The 22,999-nt window shown below is 36.9% G+C and carries 20 protein-coding genes; 12 read left to right on the top strand and 8 right to left on the bottom strand.

The features are described from left to right. Positions 1-56: 56 nt before the first annotated feature. The 3 genes from G7051_RS13600 to G7051_RS13590 form a co-directional block, all read right to left on the bottom strand. A complete protein-coding gene (locus tag G7051_RS13600) occupies positions 57-617 on the bottom strand; it encodes a 5-formyltetrahydrofolate cyclo-ligase (protein ID WP_166201099.1) in 561 nt (186 codons plus the stop codon). 40 nt (positions 618-657) lie between these two features. Continuing rightward, a complete protein-coding gene (locus tag G7051_RS13595) occupies positions 658-2,376 on the bottom strand; it encodes a S41 family peptidase (RefSeq protein ID WP_166201097.1) in 1,719 nt (572 codons plus the stop codon). Positions 2,377-2,500: 124 nt separating this feature from the next. Further along, positions 2,501-2,929 (bottom strand): dCMP deaminase family protein, encoded by a 429-nt coding sequence (locus tag G7051_RS13590; RefSeq protein ID WP_166116187.1) that lies wholly within the window; start codon positions 2,927-2,929, stop codon positions 2,501-2,503. Between the two features lie 845 nt (positions 2,930-3,774). Here G7051_RS13590 and G7051_RS13585 point away from each other — a divergent pair. Beyond that, entirely contained in the window at positions 3,775-4,527 is a 753-nt protein-coding gene (locus G7051_RS13585) for a creatininase family protein (RefSeq protein WP_166201095.1), read from the top strand. Positions 4,528-4,616: 89 nt separating this feature from the next. On the opposite strand, the gene G7051_RS13580 is transcribed toward G7051_RS13585, so the two are convergent. The 3 genes from G7051_RS13580 to G7051_RS13570 all read right to left on the bottom strand — a co-directional run bounded on the left by G7051_RS13580 (position 4,617) and on the right by G7051_RS13570 (position 8,418). Next, the gene (locus G7051_RS13580; protein WP_166201093.1) at positions 4,617-6,077 is read right to left on the bottom strand and encodes a choice-of-anchor Q domain-containing protein; all 1,461 of its coding nucleotides are present in this window, start codon (positions 6,075-6,077) and stop codon (positions 4,617-4,619) included. A gap of 22 nt (positions 6,078-6,099) precedes the next feature. Continuing rightward, positions 6,100-6,831 carry a DsbA family protein gene (locus G7051_RS13575; protein ID WP_166116182.1) on the bottom strand — a complete coding sequence of 244 codons (732 nt, stop codon included), beginning with the start codon at positions 6,829-6,831 and terminating at the stop codon, positions 6,100-6,102. 126 nt (positions 6,832-6,957) lie between these two features. Further along, entirely contained in the window at positions 6,958-8,418 is a 1,461-nt protein-coding gene (locus tag G7051_RS13570) for an aminoacyl-histidine dipeptidase (protein WP_166201091.1), read from the bottom strand. A 312-nt stretch (positions 8,419-8,730) separates the two neighbouring features. Between G7051_RS13570 and G7051_RS13565 the strand changes: the two genes are divergently transcribed. After that, positions 8,731-9,339: an OmpH family outer membrane protein gene (locus G7051_RS13565; protein ID WP_166116177.1), complete on the top strand. Its 609-nt coding sequence runs from the start codon at positions 8,731-8,733 to the stop codon at positions 9,337-9,339. Between the two features lie 76 nt (positions 9,340-9,415). Here G7051_RS13565 and G7051_RS13560 read toward each other — a convergent pair whose 3' ends face one another. Further along, complete coding sequence (locus G7051_RS13560; protein ID WP_166201089.1) at positions 9,416-9,832, bottom strand: ester cyclase; 417 nt, start codon at positions 9,830-9,832, stop codon at positions 9,416-9,418. A gap of 381 nt (positions 9,833-10,213) precedes the next feature. On the opposite strand from G7051_RS13560, the gene dnaK reads away from it, so the two are divergent. The 6 genes from dnaK (at position 10,214) to G7051_RS13530 (ending at position 17,742) form a co-directional block, all read left to right on the top strand. Then, a complete protein-coding gene (dnaK, locus tag G7051_RS13555) occupies positions 10,214-12,115 on the top strand; it encodes a molecular chaperone DnaK (RefSeq protein WP_166201087.1) in 1,902 nt (633 codons plus the stop codon). Between the two features lie 570 nt (positions 12,116-12,685). Continuing rightward, positions 12,686-13,885, top strand: a complete 1,200-nt coding sequence (locus tag G7051_RS13550; RefSeq protein ID WP_166201085.1) for a cation:dicarboxylate symporter family transporter — start codon at positions 12,686-12,688, stop codon at positions 13,883-13,885. Positions 13,886-14,263: 378 nt separating this feature from the next. Then, a complete protein-coding gene (locus G7051_RS13545; protein ID WP_166201083.1) occupies positions 14,264-15,067 on the top strand; it encodes an ABC transporter ATP-binding protein in 804 nt (267 codons plus the stop codon). Positions 15,068-15,119: 52 nt separating this feature from the next. Continuing rightward, a complete protein-coding gene (locus G7051_RS13540; RefSeq protein ID WP_166201081.1) occupies positions 15,120-16,130 on the top strand; it encodes an aliphatic sulfonate ABC transporter substrate-binding protein in 1,011 nt (336 codons plus the stop codon). A gap of 1 nt (position 16,131) precedes the next feature. After that, positions 16,132-16,863, top strand: coding sequence for an ABC transporter permease (locus G7051_RS13535; protein WP_166201079.1), 732 nt, complete (start codon positions 16,132-16,134; stop codon positions 16,861-16,863). A gap of 54 nt (positions 16,864-16,917) precedes the next feature. Further along, the gene (locus G7051_RS13530) at positions 16,918-17,742 is read left to right on the top strand and encodes an epoxyqueuosine reductase (RefSeq protein ID WP_166201077.1); all 825 of its coding nucleotides are present in this window, start codon (positions 16,918-16,920) and stop codon (positions 17,740-17,742) included. 125 nt (positions 17,743-17,867) lie between these two features. Here the strand turns inward: G7051_RS13530 and G7051_RS13525 are convergent, their stop codons facing one another. Beyond that, positions 17,868-19,022, bottom strand: coding sequence for a PAS domain-containing sensor histidine kinase (locus G7051_RS13525; RefSeq protein WP_166201075.1), 1,155 nt, complete (start codon positions 19,020-19,022; stop codon positions 17,868-17,870). An 874-nt stretch (positions 19,023-19,896) separates the two neighbouring features. On the opposite strand from G7051_RS13525, the gene G7051_RS13520 reads away from it, so the two are divergent. The 4 genes from G7051_RS13520 to G7051_RS13505 all read left to right on the top strand — a co-directional run bounded on the left by G7051_RS13520 (position 19,897) and on the right by G7051_RS13505 (position 22,984). Further along, positions 19,897-20,448, top strand: a complete 552-nt coding sequence (locus G7051_RS13520) for a DUF4251 domain-containing protein (protein WP_166201073.1) — start codon at positions 19,897-19,899, stop codon at positions 20,446-20,448. 256 nt (positions 20,449-20,704) lie between these two features. Continuing rightward, complete coding sequence (gene mce / locus G7051_RS13515) at positions 20,705-21,115, top strand: methylmalonyl-CoA epimerase (protein WP_110308908.1); 411 nt, start codon at positions 20,705-20,707, stop codon at positions 21,113-21,115. A gap of 107 nt (positions 21,116-21,222) precedes the next feature. Further along, complete coding sequence (locus G7051_RS13510; protein ID WP_166116153.1) at positions 21,223-22,782, top strand: acyl-CoA carboxylase subunit beta; 1,560 nt, start codon at positions 21,223-21,225, stop codon at positions 22,780-22,782. Positions 22,783-22,807: 25 nt separating this feature from the next. Further along, complete coding sequence (locus G7051_RS13505; protein ID WP_166116150.1) at positions 22,808-22,984, top strand: hypothetical protein; 177 nt, start codon at positions 22,808-22,810, stop codon at positions 22,982-22,984. Positions 22,985-22,999 lie beyond the last annotated feature (15 nt).

Raw genomic sequence — 22,999 nt, 5'->3', positions numbered from 1 at the left:
GATAATAAATAGATACCAGACCTTGAGAGTCACAAATTAGAATGAATAGTAATGGCTTACCAAATCAATTCATTTTCGCCTACAATCATATCCATCTTTATATCTCTTTCATCGGCTGGTATTTGATCTTTTAATTGAAAGTCGAAACAAACACCAACTTTAGGAGCCTTTATATTTGTCAAAAAACGATCATAATATCCTTTACCACGCCCCAACCGATTGCATTTCCGATCAAAAGCCGTTCCGGGAACAATTATCAAATCCACTTTCGAGAAGTTTGTGAAATCATCGCCAATGGGTTCATCAACTCCTATTTTCGACTTTTCGAAAGAGGTATTATTTTCTAATTTACGAAAGACCAGATGCTCATCTTTAACAACAGGCAGGTAGAAAGTTTTCTCCGATTTCCACTTTTCGATGAAAGCCTGTGTTGATACCTCATCTGCCATCGCATTGTATATAAATATGGTAGATGCATCTCTGAACATCCCTGTTATTTCGAGTACAGAGAATACTTCATCCGACATCTGAAGTAATTGTTCTGATGTATATTGACGCTTCTCTGCAGCAATTTCTTTTCTTAATTTATCCTTAGCGGAATCTAGTTTCGAATTCAATATTTCTTAATTTACAAGTTAAAAGTAGGTTATAGCACCATCATCCCCAACAAAGAGAAGGAAAAGTTTCCCTCCAATCAGGGATATTGGAGGGAGTTAACTGGTAACTTATTTTTTTATATGCCTGTGCTTTTATAGCAGCCGGATATGCTTTCTTTTCCTGTATAAGCTCTATCGCTTTTTTCAGAACAATATCATCCTGAAGAATCATCGAGTAATAGCCTTCGTCTCCAAAGAAATTACGGATAATATTCGCTTTCAATTGTAGAGTCAATAAGTTACGGCATTCTGCTACCAAATAAGGCCTGTAACGAATACCCTTAGTATCGGCTAAGCTGATAAGGTTAGCTACCAAAGGTTGATACGACAAGTAGGCATCCATATCTTTCCAGTTGGTAAATTTCTCAAGACGCTGACGGTTTTTATCAGTATACATAAATGCATATTCGTACACCAAACCGTTATTCATCACCGATATGTAATAAGAATTAACTCCTACGGTATCTCTGGGAATAAACACATCGGGCATTATTCCTCCGTTTCCATGCACTAAACGACCTCCTAAGGTATGGAATACAGGTTCGTTTTCTTGCTTGATACTATCTTGTGAATCAAATTCGCCTCGTAAATAGCGATTCATTAAATCTTCATTATAATCTTTTGATTTCCCCAGCTCATAGGGTTTTTGAATCGAACGTCCTGCAGGTGTATAATAACGTGCAATGGTCAACCTTAAAGCCGATCCGTCTGTAAATTTTTGTTGTTGCTGAACCAAGCCTTTACCAAATGAACGACGACCAACTATCAATCCTCTGTCGTTATCCTGAATGGCTCCGGCAAAAACCTCACTGGCCGAAGCACTGCCTTCGTCCATCAATACAATCAACTGATCTTTTTTGGATGTACCCGAACCGTTGGCAATAGCATCTTCACGTTTAAAGGCTCTACCTTGAGTATAAACAATTAGTTCACCCTTATCCAGATATTCATTTACCATATCGATAGCAGCATTGAGGTAGCCGCCTGTATTTTGACGCAAATCTATAATAAATGATTCACTTCCTTGTTTCTTAAGTTTCGATATAGCCGAAATAAACTCCTGAGTAGTAGTTCCACCGAATTTGCTGATTTTTATATACCCTACTTTCTCAACGGGCTGATAAGATATATCTACTGTATTAACAGGTATATCGCCACGTCTGACAGTAATATCTATGGGCTTAGCATTACCTAAACGCACAATACCCAGTTTTACATCCGTACCTTCCGCACCTCTTAAACTCCTCATTACTTTCTCGTTAGTCATATCCTTACCGGCATACAGACTATCATTAACATATACAATTCGGTCGCCGGGACGAATACCTGCTGCCTGAGAAGGTCCTCCTGTGATAACGCTTACCACCATTATAGTATCGTTACGTAAAACGAACTGAACACCGATGCCACTAAAATGACCTTCAAGATCATCGCCCATCAGTTCCATATCTTTTGCACTAAAGTACGCCGAATGGGGATCAAGCTCGGCTATCAAGCCGGGAATAGCTTTTTCAACCAATTCATCGGTATTCACGGTATCTACATATGCTTCATTGATGTATTGAAGTACTGCATCAAATTTATTACCTCCACTAAAAATAGTTTTCTGTGATGTGAATATTGAAAACCCGTTGCCAATAATAATGCCAATTACAATACCAAAAGCAATCCACAAGGGTAACCAAACAAAGTATCTCTTACTACTAGATGTTGATCTCATTGAAATCAAAAATTATATGTGTTGATATTAAGGCTTCAGGCCTTTTTATTAGTTTGAAAGTACAAATACAACAGTCGGTTCTGTCTTCGACATGTTATATTTAGTACTTATAGTTTATTTTTGTTTATTCTGTCAAATCTATAAAAATGGTTTCGATACCAGCTCTTTCGAGAAGCTCGCAACCATCCATATTATGATATTTATCACTATATACCACTCTTTTTATTCCCGACTGTATGATAAGTTTCGAACACTCCATGCAAGGCGATGTAGTTACATACATTGTTGCTCCCATACTACTGTTATGCGAACGGGCAACCTTAGTAATAGCATTAGCTTCGGCATGTAAGACATAAGGTTTTGTCAAATAATTTTCATCTTCACAAATATTCTCGAATCCGGACGGTGTTCCATTATATCCATCAGAAATTATCATTTTATCTTTTACAATAAGAGCACCCACTTTGCGTCTTTTACAATAGGAATTTTCGGCCCAAATCATCGCCATACGCAAATAACGATTGTCCAACAAATGCTGCTTCTCAGTATCCATGCCTTTCTTATCTAAAAATATAAAGATTTTCGAATTTTACAAAAATACACATTTAAAGTTTATTTTAATAGCGAAAGTCAATAAGTTATGCATAAATATCAAGAGATTTCTTAAATTTTAAAGAAAAAATATGCAAGGGAGAAGAAAACTGTCTTTTACTCGAATAAGTAGTTGATTTGTTATGTTTAATATTCTATTTAATTGTCTTTTTATTCTACGCACAATCACAGATTGCTTTGATTCCTTTTGTCCAAATCCGCAAAAGGAATCAAAAAGGCTTTGTGCTGCGTGGCTCGCCTGTCTGACTTTAGCTTGCAGGCTAAACTAAACTTATTGCCTTTCGGCACGTTTAGTTTTACGCCTGCTTTGCTTGTCAGCCAACGGCTACTCCACTGGTGCACTCGAGCTGACGCACGTAAATCGCTTTTGTCCGTCAGGCTAGCCGACCTTGCCGGTTGCACGGGGTACCCGCAGGGTGAAGAAAGCGTTAAGAAACAAAAGGATATCAACAATAAACGTTTTTCTTTTGTTTTAGCTTTCGAGTCCTTAGCGGGTCGGGCAAAGAGGCTCAGTCTTGATCTTTTGTTTCGTTTTGTATCAAGGCAAAATGAAAAACAAACCCGATAGGGTGCGTTAGGAAAATTGAACGTATAATCCCAACTACTAATTGACATTATTAACTGAATAGAATATATGATCTTGTGAGGGTATAAAAATATATTGCATGGTTGATTACTCGTTAAATAGCTGTAACTTCATTGCCGGAACTATAATCAAAATTATAATTCGATTTACTTACAATTGCATGAACAGATTAAAACTTTATTATTAAACCACTTTTCGCTATGAATAAATTAGACATATTATCAGCTTCGTATAACGATACCCAAGACCTAAAATACGATTATGCTGTTTTGCCATGGGGGGCTACCGAACCACACAATTATCATTTGCCTTACTTAACCGATTGTTATCTGGCACACGATACAGCTTTCGATGGTGTAAAGAAAGCATACGAACAAGCTGATATTCTAGGAATGATATTACCGCCAGTTCCTTTTGGATCACAAAACCCGGGACAATTGAATTTACCTTTCTGCCTACATGCAAGTTACGAAACTCAAAAGGCAATATTGTCAGACATAGTGGCATCGCTTTACAGACAAAAAATAAATAAGCTGATTATCGTAAACGGACATGGTGGGAATAACTTCAAGAATATGATCCGTGATCTAGCAGTAGATTATCCTGACTTTTTGATTGTGGCTGCAGACTGGTTTAAGGTAATTCCTACTAAAGATTATTTTGATGAGCCGGGAGATCATGCGGACGAACTGGAAACTTCGGTATTGATGCATTACCGCCCTGATCTGGTTAATTTAACGGTAGCGGGCAATGGAACTTACACACCATTTAAAGCAAAAACTCTTCGGGAAGGTATTGCATGGACTCCACGCAATTGGTCTAAAGTTTCACAAGATACAGGTATCGGTAATCCTCATAAATCAACTGCCGAAAAGGGTAGGAAATATGCCGAAGCTGTAACAGATAAACTTGCTGAATTATTTATAGAATTGTTACAGGAAGATATATACTAAGCCTTCAAAGCAGGAAGTATATCATTAAATACTTTCAATTACAAAAAAAAACGTAAGGGACGAAAATTATTCGCCCCTTACAGTATCTATTATTTTTCCCATTCGAAGCAACCTATATCAGGACCTTCGTCACTACGACGTGAAACACCAACCAAATCAAATGGAAGGGAGACTGCCGCCTGACGCGAACCTTTATGTATAGCCGGAGAATTTTCGGATAATCTGAAGTTATAAAAGTAATACAGGCTTGTATTTCCGCCAGCCGACTCAAACGAATATATATACTTGAAAGCCGGATCGACATTCCATACTGTATTTACAAAAACAGTGTCATCCGTTCCTTTATTTTTTATCAAGCAATTCAAAAAAGAATAGTTGAAGCCAAGCTCATTATTTTTTTTCAATTCAAGTTCGCTGTTTCCTCTTCCTGCAATTATGGTATTTGTAAAGGAGGTATTTATCAAAGGATAGCTTACCTGCTTTTCGGCAACATTCGAACCCGTATTGGATAATAACATAGCATTCCTACGAGGTAAAAATCCCCAGTTGGCATCCATATAATTAGCAATGGTGCATTGTAGAAAATCGTAACTACCACCTAACAATCGAACTGTGTATCCGCCCGAATTGGCTAATAAAGTATTCTTTGCGGTTATTTTACAATTGACAGCCCAAAGAACTTCCTTACTCGAATTCTGGATAACTGTATTCATAAATGTAGCCTTCTGCTTTGTAGGGTCTGAATCATGGAAAAGTATACCATAAATACCATTCCGTATTCTTACATTCTCAAAATTATTGTTGTAACTATCGGCTGCAACTTCTATCCCACCCCATTGTCCGGGAACACGATCAAAGGGTACATTACCCGACTGATATAAATTATCCAAGCGATCACCCCTAAATACAACAGGCTCGGCAATTGTTCCAACGGCATCTATGCGACCGTTAATTAACACTTTTGCTCCACTGTGGAAAAACATCTGCACATTTTTCTGAATATTTAAAGTTGCTCCTTTCGATATAGTCAATCCGTCAAATACAAGAAATGGTTTTTCGGAAGTAAGCGTAGTATCCGCATTTATAGTCTTCCCTCGCCAGAGAATTACATCCTGGCCTATGGCTTCGAGACGTACATACTGGGTCACTCCATTGAATTGAAAACGGATGGAGTCATCTACAAGCATCGGTTTATTTTGATCCAGCGGATCAACTGTTACCTCTACGAATATATAAATACTGTCTTTCCCTAAAATATCTACATTATTTATTTTGTTACCACTTACACCATCTACGTTCATTCTGAATCCGGTATTTGCCGCATTCATCAATTCAATAGAGTTAATGTTTAGTGCATCTTTATTTCGATTGTAAATTTTCAAACGCTTGGTAGCTGTACCAATTGTCGTAAAAACAGTATCGAAACGCAAGGTATCGGTAGAAAAAGACAATCGAAGGCTGCTGCTATTCGAAAAATTATCATCATTACTACATGCAAAAAACAAGGAGAGTGATGTAATGAGCGCTATAATATAAACGACTAACTTCATATTCTATATCAATAGTCTCAGATTAAATACTACACGTTCCATCGGGAGAGCAGGCACGACCTTTGTGTCTGTCACCACCTCCACCTTTAGAAGCTCCATTTTGTTTCCAGAAGTCATACGATTTGTTCAAGACCTCCGCATACTCCTCGTCAGCCAAAGAACCTTGTATGATGTCTCTGCCGTTAAACAAGTAAAAAGGAATATATTCGAGATCCAATTCATCTTCACTGAATCTGATATCAGCTTCAATATCTATAATAAACTCATCTCCATTCAACAAAGCCATTATGTCGTCTTCAGGCAAACCAATACCCGTCCCGAGACGTACCAAAGTAGCTTTATCACTAATATCTTCACCATCTACAAAATAAGCTTTGAAGAGAACTTCTTCTGCCTCATCAGCCAGCTTATGTTTTTTAGCCAACTTGATCAACCTTAAAGCATCCGAAGTATTGGCAACCACTAGTTTTTCGAAATGATAATCCAAGCCAACTTCTTTTGCCAGATCGACCAATTCCTGCAAATCGGCTTTTGCCTCCTCAACTGTTGAATGATGTATACCGGCAAAATATTCATAATACGATTTTCCGAATGGCTTTTTAGGTAAATCGGGGTTCAACTCATAGCTGTGCCATACTAATTCGATCTCATCTGCATGAGGAAATTTAGCCAGAGCATTTTCAAATTTACGTTTTCCTATATAACAATACGGACAAGCTATATCCGACCATATTTCTACTTTCATTTTTCCCATAACATTTTAATTTTTTATTTCTATAATAGACAAATATAGGACAAAGTTTACCTTGTCCTATATCTTATTACATATATTAAGGTCGCAGACCTTTTATTATTTGTTGACCGTAAAGCTTACGACCCCTTATTTCTTTTCAGGAATATTTTTCAATACATCAAGCAACAGCCTCCACCACTTATCTACCGATGGAATATTTACCTGCTCGGCAGGAGAGTGAGCATCAGTAATGGTAGGACCACAGGAAACCATATCCAAATGAGGATATTTTTGAAGAAACAAACCACACTCTAAACCGGCATGAATCGCTTTTACCTCGGGATCTTTACCATATAGTCTTTTAAATGATTCTTGTGCTACTTTTAAAATCTGAGAATCGGGATTAGGTTTCCATCCGGGATATCCTTCGCTATGCTCCACTTTTGCACCTCCTAAAGTAAAGGCGGCATTCACCATATTGGCAGCATAATTTTTTAGCGATTCTGTAGAACTACGTTGGCTGGTACCGATTACAATTGTATTATTCTCTTTCATTTTTACCGAGGCCAGATTTGTAGATGCTTCAACCAGACCGGGCACATCGTGACTCATCGCCAAAACACCATGAGGGCATACACAAATAGAGTTTAATAAGCCACAAGTAGTTTTCTCATCTATCACAGATTGAGGCTCGTCGGTAGACTCAATCTGAATCTGAACATTAGGATCTACCACTTTCAATTCGTCTTCGATTTCAGCAATAAACACATTCAATAATGCTACTACTCTATCTTTATCTCCAACAGGAACACCTACCACAGCCGAAGCCTCACGTGCAATTGCATTGTGTAAGTTTCCGCCCGAAATAGTAGCTAAACGCACTTCCATCTTACGGGAAATAGTCCACAAGAAACGGTTCAATATCTTATTGGCATTGCCAAGTCCCTTATGTATTTCTGCACCCGAGTGACCTCCGTTCAGTCCTTTAACGTCCAACTTGAACCAGAACTGATTCATTGGAGTTTCGCATTCTGTATATTTAAAAGTGGCATTTGTACCTTTTCCTCCAGCACAACCAATGTAAAGCTCTCCTTCTTCCTCAGTATCAAGATTGATCAGAATATCTCCTGTCAGAAAATCTTGCCCCAAAGCATAAGCTCCAGTAAGACCAGTTTCTTCATCTACAGTAAACAGACACTCCAGCTTTCCATGTTCGATGTCATCCGAAGCAAGTATAGCTAACGCAGCTGCTACCCCCACGCCATTATCTGCACCTAAGGTTGTTCCTTTAGCCTTTAGCCAATTTCCATCCACATACGTTTCAATAGGATCATTGTCAAAGTCGTGTACCGTTCCACTATTCTTTTCACACACCATATCAACGTGTCCTTGAAGAATAACAGTAGGTAGTTTTTCTTTTCCTTTAGTTGCAGGTTTGGTGATAAGCACATTGCCTGCATCATCTTTTTTAACTTCAAGATTATGTATTTTTGCAAAGTCAAGCAAATAGGCTATTACTTTCTCTTCTTTTTTAGAAGGTCTTGGAACCTGAGTCAGTTCATAAAAATATTTCCAAACAATATGGGGTTTCAGATCATTTATTGTCATACTATCTAATTTATTAAATCTTTCGTGTAATACACCTTATTTATTACTATAAAAGTAGAGAAATACACAAGCATACACAAACTTTTTCACATCTTTTATAGTTAGTCTGAATACCATCTCCAACTATTAGGTCTATCTTTGTGCTTCGAATAAAAAACAGTTTTTGTGCTGCAATAAAGATTTTTAGGTCTTAATTTCATTTATTGTGGAATAAAATGATAGAAATTTAAAATTTGATTCTATTTTTGCGGAACAAAATAATAATAGATACTAGTAACATTATATTTTAGTCATCAACATTAAGTTATTTATATGAAAAATCTTTCTCTTGTAATAAATGGTATTTTAGCTGTTGCTATCATAATACTTTTTATTCTATTCTTTAAGACCAAAACAAATTCAGAGAATGTAACATCTCTTAAATTTGAAAATGACACTACTGTAACTTTACCTATTGCTTATGTAAATATTGATAGTGTTTTAACAAACTACCAATATGCTAAAGAAGCAAGTGATGCACTTATGAAAAAAACTGAAGCTTCGAGAGCTTCCATCAATCAAAAACAAAAACAATTGGTTAGCGAACAACAAGAGTTTCAACGTAAATACCAAAATAACGCATTTCTTAGTCAAGAACGTGCCGAACAAGAAGCTGCACGCATCCAAAAACTGGGAGCGGAACTTGAACAAACCGCAGGCCGTTTAGATAATGAATTGACTATGGAACAAATCAGAGTTAACAATCAGTTGGCAGATTCTGTAAGACTTTGCATAAAAGAATTTAACAAGACAGCTAATTATCATATCATCTTTAGCAATTCAGGTTTAGATAATGTTCTTTATGCTAAAGAAAAATATAATATCACGAACAAAGTTATTGAGATGCTAAATGCAAGACATGCAGCCTCTCCTAAAAAATAAGGTCACAAGACCCTAAAGTTTTAAATAGAAAAAACGGTTGTGTCAAATGTATTGACACAACCGTTTTTTATTAATCCTATACAGAAGTTGCTCCTATCTGATGCAATAAACCGAGCAAATCAGGCTGTCCATATTCCTTAATGATTTTACCATTCAAGAAATAATAGAAATTCAAAGCCTGAACTTTGATCTTTTTTCCCGTGGGTGCTATTCCAAAAAACACCCCTTGATGCGTTCCTTCCAAAACAAAACGTGCAGCAATAGTATTTCCTTCCGCAACCATCTCTTCCAATAACCATTGAACATCAGGAAAACCGCTACGCATCAATTCAATAATTGAAATATAACCTGCCGGTCCTTTTATAGGATCAGGACTTGTTGGTGCATAAAATATAGCATCCTCCGAAATCAACTCCTTTGAAAGTCTCTCGTCTGCAGTATTTATAAATTCTACAAAACGATACATTTTCGCTTTATTTATTTCTGTTGTCATAATGTTTGATTTTGTTTATCATTGTGCGGGCAAATGTATATATACAAAAATTCTCTTACAAGCTAGTTCCTAACATACATACCTGTTAGTAATACTGACAAACAACACTTTAAAATAATATATTTAACTATCATTTAACCATTCAACCCTTATTGAATAAGATAAGTATTGCATATAACCTTTCCAATGTATGCTTCTTTCCATTCTGACCTACCTCCAAACCAGGTCATACACTCGCTTTACAAATAGAAAAAAACATTCTGTCACTTTGTCACACTTCTTTCTTTCTCATTTTTTGGCACAACATTTGTTTATTCTCTAGTGTCGTCACAAAACGACATCTTATAAGTAAAGAAATAACAATAAATATATAATTTAAAAATGGGAAAGATAATAGGAATAGACTTAGGTACCACAAACTCTTGTGTTGCTGTATTGGAAGGTAACGAACCAATCGTTATCGCTAACAACGAAGGAAAAAGAACTACACCTTCTATTGTTGCGTTCATCGAAGGCGGAGAACGTAAAGTAGGAGATCCCGCTAAACGTCAAGCTATCACAAACCCTGAGAAAACCATCTTCTCTATCAAAAGATTTATGGGAGAAACTTGGGATCAGGTAGCCGGCGAAGTACACCGTGTACCATATCAAGTAGTAAAAGGAGACAACAATACACCTCGTGTAGATATTGACGGTCGTCTTTATACTCCTCAAGAAATATCGGCTATGATTCTTCAAAAAATGAAGAAAACTGCCGAAGATTATTTAGGTCAAGAAGTTACAGATGCAGTTATTACTGTACCAGCTTATTTTAACGATGCACAACGTCAGGCAACTAAAGAAGCCGGAGAAATTGCAGGCCTTAAAGTTCAACGTATCGTAAACGAACCTACTGCTGCTGCTCTTGCTTATGGCTTGGATAAAAAACACGAAATGAAAATCGCTGTATTTGACCTTGGAGGTGGTACATTCGATATTTCGATCCTAGAATTAGGTGATGGTGTTTTTGAAGTGAAATCAACTAATGGAGATACTCACTTAGGTGGTGACGATTTTGACCAAGTTATTATCGACTGGTTAGCAGAAGAATTTTTAAAAGATGAAGGTCTTGATTTACGCAAAGACGCTATGGCTCTTCAACGCTTGAAAGAGGCTGCCGAAAAAGCTAAAATAGAACTTTCGAGTGCAACATCTACTGAGATCAATTTACCATACATTATGCCTGTTAATGGAATGCCAAAACACTTGGTTAAAACATTGACTCGTGCTAAATTCGAACAATTGGCCGACAGCTTGATTCGTGCATGTATCGAACCATGTCGCAAATCTCTTCAAGATGCAGGATATTCAACTTCAGACATCGATGAAGTTATTCTAGTAGGTGGATCGACTCGTATTCCTGCTGTACAAGCTGAAGTGGAGAAATTCTTCGGAAAAGCTCCATCAAAAGGTGTTAACCCCGATGAAGTGGTTGCAGTAGGTGCAGCTATCCAAGGCGGTGTATTAACAGGAGATGTAAAAGATGTATTGTTACTTGATGTAACTCCACTTTCGTTAGGTATCGAAACAATGGGTGGTGTAATGACTAAATTAATCGAGTCTAACACAACTATCCCAACTCGTAAGAGCGAAACATTCTCTACAGCAGCAGACAATCAGCCATCAGTACAAATCAATGTATTGCAAGGAGAACGTCCGTTAGCTAAAGACAACAAACAAATCGGGGTATTCAACCTTGACGGTCTGCCACCAGCACAACGTGGTGTACCTCAAATCGAAGTAACTTTCGATATTGACGCAAATGGTATCTTGAAAGTATCAGCGAAAGACAAAGCAACCGGAAAAGAGCAATCTATCCGTATCGAAGCTTCTTCGGGATTAAGCGATGCTGAAATCCAAAGAATGAAGGACGAAGCTGCGGCTAATGCAGAATCAGATCAAAAAGAAAAAGAAAGAATCGACAAGATGAATCAAGCTGATACATTGATTTTCCAAACAGAAAAACAATTAGCTGAACTTGGAGATAAGATTCCTGCTGACAAAAAAGCTCCTATCGAAGCTGCTTTGAACAAAGTAAAAGATGCTCACAAAGCACAAGATATCCCTTCATTGGATACAGCAATGGCTGAATTAAATACATTATTTCAAGCTTTGAGCCAAGAAATGTACAATGCAACAGGTGGGGCAGCTGATCCAAATCAACAAGCTAACCCAAATCAAGGAGGAACACAACCAAACAATGATGGAGATGTGACCGATGTTGATTTTGAAGAAGTGAAGTAATATTATTTTCATATAAGAGAAGGATGATTTCTAAAAGAAGTCATCCTTTTTTTGTATATAATAAAGTTGTACAACTTTAGATATCACACAAAATAACTGATTCTGAAAAAAACATCTCTTTATACTATCTTAAACATTTCATATTGTATGATATCTTATTCAAAAAAAAAACAAAAGTGAGAGCGACAATAACTATTTGCAAATCGCCGAAATCCGGATCTCTCGACACCCAATACTAAAAGAAGTAAATACAAAAATAATAAGATGGAAACTCAGTCTATAACATAATAGATAGTCAAGGTTAGCACTAGCTAAAATATGCGATTAAAATACCATATATATGGTATTTCTTAGGGTGAATGCGAATCTTAATTTTGTAGCATAAAAATAGCTGGCAAAACGCTGCTTCGTCAATTTCAATTATATTGATTTGCTAGACGATAGAAAGCCGGCACTCGATTACAGAATTAAAAAATAAAAGAAGTAGACATTTTATTTTTATTATAATTTTCCAAAACTATTACACTTACAAAAACAATAAAAGGTCGGAGACCTCAATTTTAGTCTCTTATGAAAAGAATTTTATCGAATACTACAGTAAAGCTGCTTCTTGGTGTTATTGGCGGAATAGTCATAGGTCTTGTAGCCAATCAAACTGTTATATCAGTAATACTCCCATTGAAACATATACTGAGCCAAGTTATATTTTTTCTTATCCCACTTCTTATTTTCGGGTTTATCACACCTGCAATAACACGATTGAAGAAAAATGCATCGAAATTATTAGGACGTTCATTGTTGTTAGCATATGGCTCATGTATCGGGAGTGCATCATTAGCAGCTTTAGTCGGATATAAGATGATACCTTTGTTGAATATCAGCCCGACTACAGATACTACACAAAAACTACCTGATATTTTGTTCCAATTAGACATTCCCCCTTTGATGTCCGTATTGAGCGCTTTAGTCTTTGCTTTTCTTCTGGGCTTATCTATCATCTGGGTAAAATCAGATAAAATAGAGGGAGCATTATATGAGTTTCAGGATCTGGTTTTCGTTATGGTAAAAAAAATACTGATCCCCATACTTCCTTTTTTCATAGCTGCTAATTTCTCGATATTGGCTTATGAGGGAGCCTTAGCATCAAGACTACCTATCTTCCTGGCAATTTTACTTATAACTATATTATGCCATATATCATGGATGACCATTCTTTATGTTTCTGCCGGATTATATGCCAAGGTTAATCCATGGCAGGTACTTAAATATTACGGACCGGTGATACTAACCGCTTTAGGGACACAATCGTCTGCGGCTAGTTTAGGGGTTGCTATCGAACAGACCAAGAAAATACCTGTATTGAAAAGTGATGTAAGAGATTTTGCGATTCCTCTTTTCGGAAACATACACTTCCCTGGGTCTATTCTTGATGTTGTTTTCCTTTCTTTAGCAGTTTCTCAATTACTCTACGGGACAATGCCCGATTTGAGCAAGATGCTCATCTTTATCCCTCTACTGGGCATTTTCGCTATAGCAGCTCCGGGATTGCCGGGCGGAACTCTGATTACTTCTCTTGGATTAATTCATGCGGTTCTAGGAATAGACGATGCAGGTATCGCATTAATGATTACAATTTTTGCTTTATTGGATAGCTTTGGCACAACTCATAATATTACGAGTGATGGAGCACTCACCTTATTTCTATCAGCAAATTCGGACAAAAACAATATAGAAAGCGATGCTGAAAAGACAGAAGTGGCTGTCGAATAATAAAAAATGATATTCCTATCAGAGCAGACAAAAACAAAAAAAAACGGTAATTAGAAAAATAGATTGAAATCGTTTTTTACGTGACTTTTAGGTTTCATCACTAATTACAAGTCATAGTTTTATTTTTAGCAGGGGCGAAAGAGTATAGGCACAGCATCCCATTACCTTATAATATCAAAAGTAAGGTATAAAAATGCCATATATATGGTATTTCGGCGTTATTAGCAAACCCTAACTTTGCACCACATTAACTATCAACGATAATGGCTATTGTCTATCAAAGCAAAATAAATATATAGGTTATTAACACATTTAGTTTTCGACCATTCATCAGATAAAAACACAAATATTAATTTAATTACTCAACGTCTATCAACTATGAACGAACAATACCTTACGAATCCAAAAGAAAAGCAATCAGTCAAATTATCCATAAAAAGCCTATCGAAAACTTATCAGGTGAAGGGTGATGAAATTTCTGTACTTTCCGATATTAATTTGGAAATCTATGAAGGCGAATTTGTAGCCATTGTCGGTGGATCAGGATGTGGCAAATCGACCTTTTTAAGAATTGTTTCAGGATTTATACAGGATTATGTCGGTAAAGCACAAATTAATGGATCAGATATTCATGCACCTGGACGTGACCGTGGATTTGTTTTCCAAGAATCACGCCTTTTCCCCTGGCTGACTGTTGAAGAGAATATAAGTTTCGGACGTGAAAATAAGCATGAAAAAAATTCAAAAAAAACAGATGAGTTACTAGACCTTGTAGGTTTAACAAACTTCTCGAAAGCGTATCCTCAACAGCTATCCGGAGGAATGGCTCAGCGATGTGCAATCGCCAGAGCATTAATAAATCACCCCGAAATACTATTGCTTGACGAACCGTTTGGCGCTCTTGATGCAATGACTAAAGTTACATTGCAGGAAGAGTTACTTAAAATTCACGAAAAAGACAAAACAACAACTATTCTGGTCACCCATGATATTGAAGAAGCCATTTTCCTTGCAGACCGCGTTATCGTAATGACTCCACGCCCCGGCAAAATTCACAAAATTATACCTGTAAATCTCTATCATCCGAGGAATCGAAATGAATCGGCTTTTGTAGAAATCAGAAAACATATTTACAATGAATTCTTTACCCCACCGAAACAAGAAATTAAATATAGCATTTGATCATGAAAAACTACTGACCTACAATTAAAACAAGCATAACGCACTCATAAATATGGACAAGAAACAAAAGAATTTCATTTACGCCGGAGCAGTAGTTTTTATAGCCTTAATTGTACTCATTGCCCTACCAAGCAAAAAACAAAAAGAGAATACTACGGAAGAAAAGATAACAGAGATTATTCTCGATTATGCTAACTGGAGCCCTATAAGTCTAGTCTTAAAAAATCAAGGATTTCTCGAAGAGGAATTAAAAAAAGACAATATATCTGTACGATGGGTATTCAGCCAAGGGAGTAATAAATCAATGGAACTACTCCGAAGCAAGAGTATCGATATAGGCTCTTCGGCAGGAGTGGCTGCATTGGTGAGCTTTGTAAACGGAAACCCTATCGAAACTGTGTATGTGAGTTCAACGCCCGAATGGACAGCTCTTGTTATTCCATCAGACAGCAAAATTACAGAAATCAAAGAATTGAAAGGAAAAACAATTGCAGCAACACCGGGAACAGATCCCTATGTATTCTTGGTGCGTACACTTTCCGAAGTTGGATTATCATTAGAGGATATAAAAGTTGTTACACTGCAACATCCGGATGGCAAAAACGAATTGATACGCCATCGTGTGGATGCATGGGCAGGGTTAGACCCATTAATGGCACAAGTGGAATACAGCCGACAAGGTAAATTCCTTTATCGAAATGTCGACTTTAACTCATACAATGTAATCAGTGTTCGCAAAGAATTTGGAGAAAAACACCCTCAACTTGTAACCAGAGTACTTGCTGTTTATGAAAAAGGGCGGCAATGGGCTATTGATCACCCCGATGAATATTTAGAGCTTATAGCTAAAGAAACGAAACTGGATATACCGGTTGCCAGCCTGATGTTACAAAGAACAGGGCTTAGTGATAACCGGTTAACAGAAAAGCAAAAAGAAAATATAACCAAAGCCGGAAAAGCTCTACAAAAAGCAAATCTACTTGATGTGGACAAAAATATTGATACCGCTATCTCCGAATTATTCAATACAACTTATTTTGATAAATACTTAAACAACAACTAATATGGGCTGGATTCTACCGATAATTATCATTGTCTTTTGGCAAATTAGTTCACTCAAAGGATTTATCCCCTCCGATTGGCTGCCTTCACCTTTCGAAATCGTTCAAACAATTTACCTGATGGCTATAACAGGCGAATTGTGGGGACATGTACTCATTACACTGCTACGCGTAGTGATTGGCTTCCTTATTGGAGCCACAGCAGGAACACTAGCAGGAGCTATTACGGGCTATTCGCAGACAATAAGAAATCTGCTTGACCCTCTTCTTCAATCGCTTCGAAATATCCCGTCCATGGCATGGGTTCCTTTGTTTTTGCTGTGGTTTGGTATTTTTGAAGAAAGCAAGATTATTCTTATCGCCACAGGTGTATTTTTCCCAGTGTACCTCACATTGTCAACAGGAATTGAACAGGTAGATAAAAAACTGATAGAAGTGGGAGAAGTCTTTTCATTGAGTCCAAAGCAACAAATTACCCGAATAATTATGCCGGCTGTCTTTCCAACGTGGATTACAGCATTGCGCAACGGATTGGGATTGGGATGGATGTTTGTTGTAGCTGCCGAGTTGATGGGTGCATCACAAGGACTTGGATTTTTGATGTATGATGCTCAGCAAACAAGCCGTGCCAATGTAATCATTGCTTGTATTGTACTTTTTGCCATTCTCGGTAAACTGAGCGACTGGATAATTGCCAGCACAGGCAGATATATCTTACGCTATCAGCGTACTTAACAATACATCCACACACCAATACTATAAAAGAAACAATATCAAACAGGCAAGAGAATGGAAAAGAAGCAAACAAATACAAATCTCAAACAACAGATTATCCGCAAAGTAAAACAATCGGGAGTGGATATCATCGGTTTCGCATCTGTTGACAGATGGGAACACTACGGCGAAACTCCCCCATCTTATTTTCCACAAAGTATATTTCCCTTTTCCAAAACTGTTATTGTACTAGGGTTGCAAATAATGATTCCCATACTTGATACGACTCCCTCTATCGTTTACTCAGAATTATACAACACAACAAATAGGCTCTTGGATGACATCTCCTATCAGCTTTCGGTACTTTTAAACAGAAAAGGGCATCGGGCTGTTTTCTTTCCTCGCGATGCTTATGGCGATATATCCGTATTGGTAAAAAAGCCCGAAGCGGCTTTCTCTCATGTTTTAGCCGGAAAGTATGCGGGGCTTGGAACAATCGGATACAATCACACACTACTGACTAAAGAATTTGGTCCGAGAGTAAGACTCGTTTCTATATTGACGGATGCAGAGATAGAGCCGGACAATATGCTGACGGAAGAACTTTGCATAAAATGCGAATTATGCAATAAATGTTGTCCGACTTCGGCATTTACTACAACAGACAATCTGATAGCCAACATGGACAAGTACAAATGTGCAGCATATCATAAAACTCTCAAAGATGATTATCATTATCCTTGCGGAGTATGCATAAAGGTTTGTCCGATAGGTAAAGACCGCAAACTCTATGGTATGACCACGAAAAAATACTTGGAAGAAAAAGAGGCATTAGAAAAGAACCCGCAGGATGAGGGATATTCAAGTTGGATACATCTTCGGAGTTTTGGGTCAAAATAATACTGGTATAAGGATAGAAAATTCCCTTTCTGTTTCTACACTTATTGTATATTTCATTAGGATACAGCAATGCAATTATATTATCGATATCCATAATCTAAAAAAAAGGCATCCTATATCTCTATTCAGGCGATGGGCACCCTCATCAACTCTATTCTGAAAGTAGTACCAACACCTATTTCGGAACTTTTTACATAGATACGACCTTTGTGATAATCTTCGATAATACGTTTAGCTAATGAAAGACCTAGTCCCCACCCTCTTTCTTTAGTGGTAAATCCGGGAGAAAATATACTTTTAAACATGGCTTTAGGCAACCCTTTTCCCGTATCGGTTATATCAATACAAACAAAACCGTTACGTTGTGATAAAGTGAAGGTTATATGTCCTTGCCCCTCCATAGCATCTACCGCATTTTTCGTAAGATTCTCAATAACCCAGCTGAATAAAGAAGTGCTTATTTTCGCATATAAAGGCTCAGCCGGAATATTAAATTCAAATTTGACTTTCTTCGAAATCCGCTTCTCCAAATAAGCTACCGATTGCATCATTTCTTCGCCAACCTGCCGTGTCTCTGGGGCAGGCGTAGAACCAATCTTAGAAAATCTATCGGCAACGACCTGTAAACGCATGACATCTTTTTCCATCTCATTAAGCGTCGACACATCTGTGGTTTTACTCTTCAGATATTCTACCCAGGCAAGCATCGACGATATGGGTGTACCCAATTGATGAGCAGTCTCCTTTGATAATCCCACCCACAATTTATTTTGTTCTGCATTTTTGGTACTCAATAACGCCAGGAATGATACACATATAAAGAAAGTCATCACCCCGATCTGAATAAAGGGGTAATATTGGAGACGTTGCAATGTTGACGAATCACCATAATAAACATACTGCTTAAAGTTAGGAGATTCAATAACAATAGGAGTATTCGACTTCTTAAATGACGCTACCTTATCAGCCAGATATTCAACACTATCTTGCGCCGGTATATCAAGATTAGCCGTCATCATAACATTATCAAACTCATCACATAATATAACGGGAATAGTTTTATTGCTTGATAAGATTTTTAAAGTCAAGTCCAATTCATCCACCCCATCGTTATTTGCAGCCATATTAATAGCATCTGCCCACAATTCCATCTTTTGCCTCTCATCTTTCGCCATATCTCCTGCCATCTGGTTCGAAATAATGAGGAAACTAATAGCAATGGCTATAGCTACAGCAATAAAAATATATTTCGCCAACACTTTCTTATCAAAAGATCTCATTTTCTTAAATTAAGTCAATTTTAGAGTAGGAAAGGTACATAATCTTTATCAGATATTAAAATCGCGTTACAAGGACTCAATAATGTTATAAATTCGTTAAAGTATGCTATATAACATAAAATAGATTGCTTTTTATTTTAGAATCGTATATCTTTGAACTGTGTTTTTTCATGGTATTAGATTTTAAGGTTAACAATGAAGATTGGTTGTCGGGATGACAACCTTTTTCTTTTTATATCACCAAACCTTCTTTGATCATAACTAAATCGAATATCGCCTCTAAAATTTTAAATAAATATTAAATTCACAATACAACAAACCCATAATATCACATTATTGTTAAAAAACAACATTTAACATCAAATAGATTGATTTTTATTTTAAAATAAGATATCTTTGAACTGTGTTTTTTCATGGTATTAGATTTTAAGGTTAACAATGAAGATTGGTTGTCGGGATGACAACCTTTTCTTTTTACATACCCACAGAACACACAATCAAGATTCCCCCTGAATAATATCTCAATATTATCTCGAAACCACTAAAAAAACATTAAAAAAAATCACCTCCAAACAACATAATACCACTTTTTTGTTAAAAAACAACATTTAACATCAAATAGATTGCTTTTTATTTTAGAATCGCATATCTTTGAACTGTGTTTTTTCATGGTATTAGATTTTAAGGTTAACAATGAAGATTGGTTGTCGGGATGACAACCTTTTCTTTTTATACACCCACAGAACACACAAATAGAGCTTTAGAACCACATAAAATTACTATTGAAAATACGTCTTCCAGTAAAACTTTTTTTACAATTAACTTGTTGTAATTAAAATAAAAACAAAAGTATTCAACTTAAAAAAACGAAATCATGAAAATCTTTTTATTTACATTAGGTTTATGCGGCATATTCTTTATGTCAAGCGTCCAATCCTCACAAGCTCAAAATTCTCAAAGTAAAGAACAAAGAAAAGAACAGAAAAAAGATCGACGAGCGGTAAAACAAGCAGAGCAAGCAGAAAAAAACATTGCAAGCATTGAACGTCTAAATTTTTCGTTCTACCCAAATTCAGTTGAGCCTCAATTTGGATTGCCAATAGAATTGGATGGTACTGGCGACTACTTTTTCACTATCGACAAGGATGTTATGAACATGAATTTGCCCTATGTAGGACGTTTTTATGCAACTCCTATTTCTCCTGAAAACAAACCCATAAATCTGACATCTACAAAATTCGTATATTTTGTGCATACAGATGACGAGATTACTTTCGAAGTAACAATTATACCTTCGGATCTTGCTAGTATCCTTAACCAAGGTATAAAATTCTTTTTTACTATAAACAAGCAAACTCAGGAAACTACATTAAAAGTTTCGGCTGAAAATAGACAAGATGTTACTTACAAGGGAGTATTCCAATAATGTAATACATAACTACTCAACAGTAAAAAAAACATTTTATTTTCAACAAAGACCGGCAAAATCAATCTTGCCGGTCTTTGTATTTTTATTGTGATTCGGGTTTTCTATAGTTTGCTTTTTTAAACACGTGTATCCATCAATAAAACCAATATCACATAGACAGATTCTTTTTTTATCTTAAAATATTCTTCTCGTTCTAATTTATATTGCTAATTTTGTATTCAATCTAAAATTACTAACTTTTTTATAAGAGATCATGAATATTTCGCACATCGAACATCTTGGTATTGCTGTAAAAAGTATCGAAGACAGTCTTCCTTACTATGAAGGCGTTTTAGGCTTAAAATGCTACAACATAGAAGTTGTAGAAGATCAAAAAGTAAAAACTGCTTTCTTCAAAGTCGGTCAGACTAAAATAGAACTACTTGAGCCTACAAGCCCAGACAGTACTATCGCAAAATTCATCGAAAAAAAAGGAGAAGGTATCCATCACATTGCATTCTCGGTTGATAGTGTTGCTGCATCATTGGCTGAAGCAGAAAGTAAAGGAGTACAACTGATAGACAAAGCTCCTCGTGCAGGTGCAGAAGGTCTGAACATTGCTTTTCTTCACCCAAAATCGACTTGCAGTGTACTAACCGAGTTTTGTGAACACCCAAGCAAATAAGATATACATTAAAAGAGGCTTTACAATGTAAGGTCTTTTTTTGCGTTATCAACAGGTCTGTGACCTGACCAATTCAGTATTAAATTTAAGAATCAAAATATAAAAACATGAGCCAACTTGAAAAAGTAAAAGAGCTTATTGCACTTCGAGAAAAAGCACGCCTAGGCGGTGGTGAAAAAAGAATCGAAGCTCAACACGCAAAAGGAAAATACACTGCTCGCGAACGTATCGCGATTGTACTTGACGAAGGTAGTTTCGAAGAGTTTGATATGTTTGTAGAACATCGTTGTACAAACTTCGGAATGGAGAAAACTAAATTTCTGGGTGACGGTGTAGTAACCGGATGTGGAACTATTGGCGGACGCCTTGTTTATATCTTTGCTCAAGACTTTACTGTTATAGCAGGTTCGTTGTCTGAAACATTGGCAATGAAAATCTGTAAAGTAATGGACATGGCAATGAAAATGGGTGCGCCTTGTATCGGTATCAACGATTCGGGTGGTGCTCGTATCCAAGAAGGTATCAACGCATTGGCAGGTTATGCTGAAATTTTCCAACGCAATATATTGGCATCAGGTGTGATTCCTCAAATTTCGGGAATCTTTGGACCTTGTGCCGGTGGTGCTGTATACTCTCCTGCTCTTACCGACTTCAATATCATGACTGAAGGTACTTCTTATATGTTCTTAACAGGACCTAAAGTAGTAAAAACAGTTACAGGTGAAGACGTTACTCAAGAAGAACTAGGAGGTGCAAGCGTACATACAACCAAATCGGGTGTTGCTCACTTCTCGGTAGAAAACGAAGATGATGGTTTAGAATTGATCCGTCACCTAATGAGTTTCCTTCCTTCTAATAACAGAGAAGAGGCTCCACGTAAAGAATGTACTGATCCAATCGCAAGAATGGATGATTTGTTGAATGACATTATCCCTGACAATCCGAACAAAGCGTACGATATGTATGAAGTAATCGGCTCATTGATCGATAATGGTGAGTTCCTTGAAGTACACTCAGCATATGCTAAAAATATAATTATCGGTTTCGCTCGTTTCAACGGACAATCGGTAGGTATCGTAGCCAACCAACCTAAATACATGGCCGGTGTGCTTGATATCAATGCATCTCGTAAAGCAGCACGTTTCGTTCGCTTCTGCGATGCTTTCAACATTCCTTTAGTAACATTGGTAGACGTACCCGGATTCCTTCCTGGAACAGGACAAGAATATGGCGGTGTAATTGTACATGGTGCTAAACTTCTTTACGCTTACGGCGAAGCTACTGTGCCTAAAGTAACAGTTACTCTTCGTAAATCTTACGGAGGTTCTCATATCGTAATGAGTTGTAAACAGCTACGTGGCGATATCAACTATGCATGGCCAAGTGCAGAAATTGCAGTTATGGGTGCTGATGGTGCTGTTGAAGTATTGTATGCAAAAGAAATTAAAGCTGATCCAGATCCTGTAAAACAAGCCGAAGCTTATGCAGCGAAAAAAGATGAGTATAACAAATTGTTCTGTAACCCTTACAATGCAGCTCGTTACGGTTATATCGATGATGTAATTGAGCCTCGCAATACACGTTTCCGTGTAATCCGTGCATTGGAGCAATTGAGAACTAAACATCAGGTAAATCCTGCTAAAAAGCACGATAATTTACCTCTATAATTTTCAACTGTAACACATAGAAATTATGAGTGATAAAAACATACCCACAGATGTATTAGCTGTTATAGCTATGGCTATATATGACTTTCAACATCAGCATGATGCAGAAAGTAATGTTCTGACCATTAAGCATGAGTCTCAAGATCATCTTCCTTGGGTTGACAGAAGCGCTACCATGCTTCAAATGCCAATAAGAAAATAAAAATTAGAGAAATTT

It is taken from the genome of Dysgonomonas sp. HDW5B (genome assembly GCF_011299335.1).
In the GTDB taxonomy this organism is placed as follows: Bacteria; Bacteroidota; Bacteroidia; order Bacteroidales; family Dysgonomonadaceae; genus Dysgonomonas_A.
The sequence above is the reverse complement of the archived record's forward strand: the minus strand, read 5'-3'. Positions and strand labels throughout refer to the sequence as shown.